Source organism: Fretibacterium sp. (assembly GCF_057312375.1).
This window is the reverse complement of the sequence record NZ_DBHLDX010000097.1, coordinates 1-4,895: the sequence shown is the minus strand read 5'-3', so window position 1 is coordinate 4,895 and position 4,895 is coordinate 1. Positions and strand designations below refer to the sequence as shown.

The 4,895-nt window shown below is 61.4% G+C and carries 8 protein-coding genes and 1 tRNA gene; all 9 read right to left on the bottom strand.

What is annotated here, in order from left to right; all coding sequences use genetic code 11:
* Nucleotides 1–98: 98 nt before the first annotated feature.
* Nucleotides 99–1,094: an RpnC/YadD family protein gene (locus ACO41U_RS09920; protein ID WP_485943616.1), complete on the bottom strand. Its 996-nt coding sequence runs from the start codon at nt 1,092–1,094 to the stop codon at nt 99–101.
* Nucleotides 1,095–1,192: 98 nt separating this feature from the next.
* Nucleotides 1,193–2,062: an Rpn family recombination-promoting nuclease/putative transposase gene (locus ACO41U_RS09915; RefSeq protein ID WP_485943614.1), complete on the bottom strand. Its 870-nt coding sequence runs from the start codon at nt 2,060–2,062 to the stop codon at nt 1,193–1,195.
* Between the two features lie 180 nt (nt 2,063–2,242).
* Nucleotides 2,243–2,318 (bottom strand) — tRNA-Thr (locus tag ACO41U_RS09910).
* Nucleotides 2,319–2,386: 68 nt separating this feature from the next.
* Nucleotides 2,387–2,803, bottom strand: coding sequence for a D-Ala-D-Ala carboxypeptidase family metallohydrolase (locus ACO41U_RS09905; protein ID WP_485943612.1), 417 nt, complete (start codon nt 2,801–2,803; stop codon nt 2,387–2,389).
* A complete protein-coding gene (locus ACO41U_RS09900) occupies nt 2,800–2,997 on the bottom strand; it encodes a YvrJ family protein (RefSeq protein WP_298777627.1) in 198 nt (65 codons plus the stop codon). The genes ACO41U_RS09905 and ACO41U_RS09900 overlap by 4 nt, the downstream gene beginning before the upstream one ends.
* 109 nt (nt 2,998–3,106) lie before the next feature.
* Nucleotides 3,107–3,316 (bottom strand): DUF2922 domain-containing protein, encoded by a 210-nt coding sequence (locus ACO41U_RS09895; protein WP_485943610.1) that lies wholly within the window; start codon nt 3,314–3,316, stop codon nt 3,107–3,109.
* Nucleotides 3,317–3,364: 48 nt separating this feature from the next.
* Nucleotides 3,365–3,592 (bottom strand): DUF1659 domain-containing protein, encoded by a 228-nt coding sequence (locus tag ACO41U_RS09890; RefSeq protein WP_485943608.1) that lies wholly within the window; start codon nt 3,590–3,592, stop codon nt 3,365–3,367.
* 354 nt (nt 3,593–3,946) lie between these two features.
* The gene (locus ACO41U_RS09885) at nt 3,947–4,420 is read right to left on the bottom strand and encodes a type II secretion system protein (protein WP_485943606.1); all 474 of its coding nucleotides are present in this window, start codon (nt 4,418–4,420) and stop codon (nt 3,947–3,949) included.
* A gap of 152 nt (nt 4,421–4,572) precedes the next feature.
* Nucleotides 4,573–4,895, bottom strand: a 323-nt coding sequence (locus ACO41U_RS09880) for a type II secretion system F family protein (RefSeq protein WP_485943604.1), incomplete at its 5' end; no start/stop codon positions are given.

Sequence of the window (4,895 nt, the reverse complement as noted above, 5' to 3'; positions counted from 1 at the left end):
ATAGCACGCGGAGGCGGATAAAAGTCAACCGGCAGGGGCCGAAAAGCGCAGGCGCTCCTGCATCGGGAGCGCCTGGCCTGTGGCCTTCGCCGGCAGCCTCACGGCTGGGCTCTTCGCAACGCCTCCACCTCGTCAGGGGAGAGGCCGGTGAAGTCGGCCACCTGCTCCAGCGAAACGCCCCGCGCCAGCATCCGCCGCGCCGTGGAGGCGATACCCTCGTTCAGGCCCCTGGCCAGCCCTCTGGTCTCGCCCAAGGCAATCCCCTCATTTCGTCCCAGAGCGATGCCCTCCCTCAGGATCGTCTTCGCCTCGTACTCCAACACCCTGCCTCCCATGATGGACTTCACTCCTTCCCTCACCTTTTCGTGCCCGCGGGCGATGTGCTCCAACACCTTGCCCGACATCTCCTCGAGCGTCCGCTTCACGTACTCCGTCAACTGCCCGCTCTCCGCCAGCCCCTCAAGCCGATCCCGTATCCCTTCGTACTCCGACAGAAAGTCCCGCAGCAGCCCTTCGTCCCTCTCGTACCTCCCGAATCGTCCCTCATGCGCAAAAATGTGGAAGGGGATGAGAAACAACAGCCCCTTGGAGAATATCTCCTCCGGCGTGTACCGCTGGGCCTTCATCACCGGGATATCGTAGGCCGCAGACCTTCCGCCGGGCAGCTCGATGCGGACCGTCAGCACGTCCGGCGTGGTCGCGCGGCACCGAAGGTACAGGATCGCTGACGCAGGAAAACGAACCGTCAACACGCCACCCTCGACCTCGCCCGCATCCAGCGCGATCTGCGCGTCGTACTCGAACATCCGCACCAGCATCGTGTCGTCCGACGTGCTCTGGCACTCGATGTGGTACTTCTTCAGCGACTTGCCCCGTATCCCGAAACACGAGTCCGTGATGCGCTCACGTTCCTTGCCGTCCTGACCGTTGATAAAGTGCTGGTTCGGGTAGAGCTCCACCGCCTCGTCCCCGGAGTACGACTCGTGAAATATCTCATTCACCAATGGGATAATGAGGCTCGAACAATCGTTCAGAAGCGTTCGGAACACGTCGTCGTAGGGCGTGTTGACCAACATCCGCACCATCCTCCCCATCCCTTCAGCTCCTGGCCTCATTATAGCAAAAAAGCGCAGGCGCCCCCACGTGGGGAGCGCCTGTCCAATCATCGCATCCTTGGGCCTCGCCGGCAGCCTCACGGTTGAGCCCTTCGCAGCGCCTCGACCTCGTCATGGGACAGCCCGGTCGCCTGGGATATCTGCTCGGACGTGAAGCTCATACCCAACATCCGCCGCGCCGTGGAGGCGATGCCCTCATCTCGTCCCAGAGCGATGCCCTCGATTCTGCCCCTGGCCTCAACCTTGTCCAAAACGCTCAACATCGTGACGTCCTCCCCCTTCCTGAATTCGTTCTGCGTATCCTCAAACCGACGGTCCCGCGTCAGCGCGGACATGAGCTTCAGCACCGCGTCCACGTGCTCGATCGTCTGACGCGGGGGCTCGTACTCCTCGTCCCGCCCCATCTGCACAAAGTAGTCCGCTACGATCCTGAAGTCGCTCCGAAACTGCCCCACCTGCTCCGCCGTCAGACGCGGAACCTCAAAGACGTTGACCCGGTAGTCGTTCACAAACGGCCTCAGCCCCTCGGCCACGGAAACCCGCTCGAACAGCGTCCGCGGCCCCGTCCACGGCGCCTCCCCAAAGTAGAGGACCAGCGTCACCACCGGGTACAGCCCCTTGTCCGCCGACAACTGGCCCCGGTAGTCCGCCCCCTCGTAACCCAGCACCCGAAGCGGCATGTCCCGGTCCACCGCGGTCTGGTTCTCGAACCCGATCAGGGAGATCACGGCCCCCGCGGAAACCCACAGCTTGGAAACGTCCCGCTCCTGCTCGTGGAGCTTTCCGTCCGCCTTGTAGAGCGTGCGGGCCCGTGCGTCCTGAAGGTCCTCCGGCTTCACACGCCGTTCGCCATTGAAGAGCAGAACATTCACGATGTCCGCAAAGACGTCGTTGTACCCCTCCAAGTGCTTCTCCGTCATGTCCCGCTCGTGCATTTTGCGCTCCACCCCCAAGCTTGGCCTCATTATAACAAACAAGCCCTCTCGCTCAAAACCGGAAGAAAGGGGGGAATACTCGGCGCGTACCCTGCCTCACCTTCAACGTAGGCGACGGTGGGGGTGCTTCATCAGGAGGGCATAAAAATGAGGACCGCACCCACCGAGTACGGTCCTCAATCTTCTTCATCATGGAGCCGGCGAACAGACTCGAACTGTTGACCTGCGCATTACGAGTGCGCTGCTCTACCAACTGAGCTACGCCGGCCTTACAAGAGGCTATTCTATCAGGCCACGGTCCTTTTGGCAATAGCAAAGTCACGGTTACGCCAAAACTCAAACGCGATCGCCAGTGCCTGCCAGCGCTCCCTCACGGCCTGCCTCCACCTCCCCTCCCGACCAGAGCCGGTCGGCTTCCCGCCGCGGGACGCCAACGTGGACGAAGGTTCCATAGAACCGCAGCTCCCAGCCCGGCAGGCTTCCCAGCCTCCGCACGAGGCGGGCAAAGTCCGCCATCGAGCCCCCCGCGGGGCGAACGTCCGCGGCGCAGCCCACGAGGTGCCGACTCCGCCGTACACCCCCAACCTCCGCATTGTGCCGTTCGCAGCGAAAGCCACTGTTCACAACAACGGGCCCGCCCCACGCCTCCCGCAGCCCCTCCAGCCACAGCACCAGAAGGATGGAGGGGCGCCCCGTGCCGCAGCAGGGGCAGACGAACTCCTGCGGCCTGAAGTGCCGAACCTCCCACCTCATCCGCGCGCTTCCCCGCTCCCCGACCGGCTGCCCTCGAGGGGCGACAGGCGGCAGGTCTGACAGTGGCGCAGCAGGGTGATGGCCTCCCGCAAGGCCCGCAGCTCCCGCTCCATCCGGAGCAGCAGAAAAGCGGAAACGGCCACGGAAAAGCCGCCCTGGAGCGCCGCACCGGCAAACGCCTCAATGTTATCCATGAACTCCTCCTTTTCTCCTGTTCCTCCGCGATGCAGAGGAGAAAAAAGACCGGGGCGTCCCCCGGTCCGTCATTTCGGATGCGCATCCTTCCACCGCACGACTACGCCGCTACAGGCTCACCGGGGTGCTGGTGACGGTCACGAACTCCGCGCCCACGATGGACATCGGCTCCGGCGAGTAGATGGCCTTGTTCGCGATCATCCCCTCCATGAGGGCCTTCACCGCCGACGCCTCCGCATCGGGCTTCGCGTGGTTGAGCGTGCTGGAAATGGTCCGGGCATCGGCATCCTTGAACTTCAGCTTCAGGCTGACAGACAAACGATCACCTCCCTTCTCTCACAAATTGACAACGATCGGATCCCCTCCTTACTGCCTCTCCAGGGTGTGGACCTCGGTCTGCTCCACCCGGGTCACGGGATGGGCCAACACCGGGGCTGCCAACTCCGCCACGTTCATGATCGCCTCCGGGTCCGCCCCGCCCTTGATGCCTCCGAGGGAACAGCTCTTCACGATCGCGTTTCCGGTCTTCGGGTCCTTGCCCGCGTTGAGCTTCAGGGCCACCGCGCTCCGCCTCAGTACGCTGCTGACTGCCATGCTCTCACCTCCTCTCCCATGGTCTTCACCGCGTCACCCCCTTTCATGAATATAAGTATATAGTATATCTCGCTATTGTCAAGAGGCGATCGCAATAAAATTTTTGTCTGACATCTCCCGCCAACGCCGAAAGACGACAATAAATTGTCCTCTTTCGGCACAGCCGACCGACACGACGCCGACCGCCTGTCGGCGTCCGTAAGTCGTGTCGTCTGGCTGTACCCCTCCGCCGCCTACGGCGGCACCTCCCCTTTCAGGGGGGCTTTTCGCCCCCCATCTGGTGAAGTCCATAAAGACAAAAAAACGGCCCCCAAAGGGGCCGTTTTTTAAGGCAGAAACTATTTCGTGTGTTGGTTAGCGGGCCACCATATAAACCGTTGTATCGGTAGCTTTAAAAACCTTCGTTGCGTCTGTGCTCTTGTCGCTATACAGACCCACACTCGTCGCCTTGGCCGCCAACTTCTCGCGAACCTCGGCCGCGTCGGAACCCAACTTGCTCGTGTCATAGCCGACGTACCACTTGCCACCAGCCGCGTCAATCTCATAGCCATCCGTCGTCTTGTACTTGTCGGCGTTGTCGATGTACTTCTTCAGCCCTACTGCACCAGCGGTAGTGATCAGGCTGTTCGCCGCCGGCATGTTATCCATGCTGTCCGCGTAAAGAAGCAGAATCGCCGACTTCATGGAGCGCAGGTCGCTGATGATCGTGGAAGCCTTCGCCGAAGCCGTAGCGGAACCGGTGGAAAGCAGCATGGCCGCAGCCAGCACACCGATGATCACGATGACGATCAACAGCTCAACGAGGGTGAAACCTTTACGCATCTTCATAATTGAAACTCCTCCTTTAAATTTGACCGCCGTTCTCTGCGGCCTTGATGCTATACATCATAGAGCATTCAACCCTATATGCAATGGGTCTTAAGAATCAAAAACGTCATGATTTTCGACCGATCGGGCCGAGACCTCTCAGCTCACCCGTTCTATCCCAACTGAGCCATGGCCGAAGTGATGGGGCCAAAGATGGCCATGGCGATCACCGCCACGAGGCCGCCCACAAAGATAATCATTATCGGCTCCATCAGGGAGGTCATGGCCTTGATCTGCTCGTCCAGCTCCTGGTCGTACCACCTTGCCACACGCTCCAGCATGTCGTCCAGGTGGCCCGTTTCCTCGCCGATGCGCATCATCTGGCACACCAGGATGGGGAACACCTTCGCCCGCTTCGCGGCGTCCCCCAGGTGGACACCCTGCTTGGCGGAGGCCTGGAGGTCCGCAAAGCCCTGCCGGATCACCTCGTTGCCCG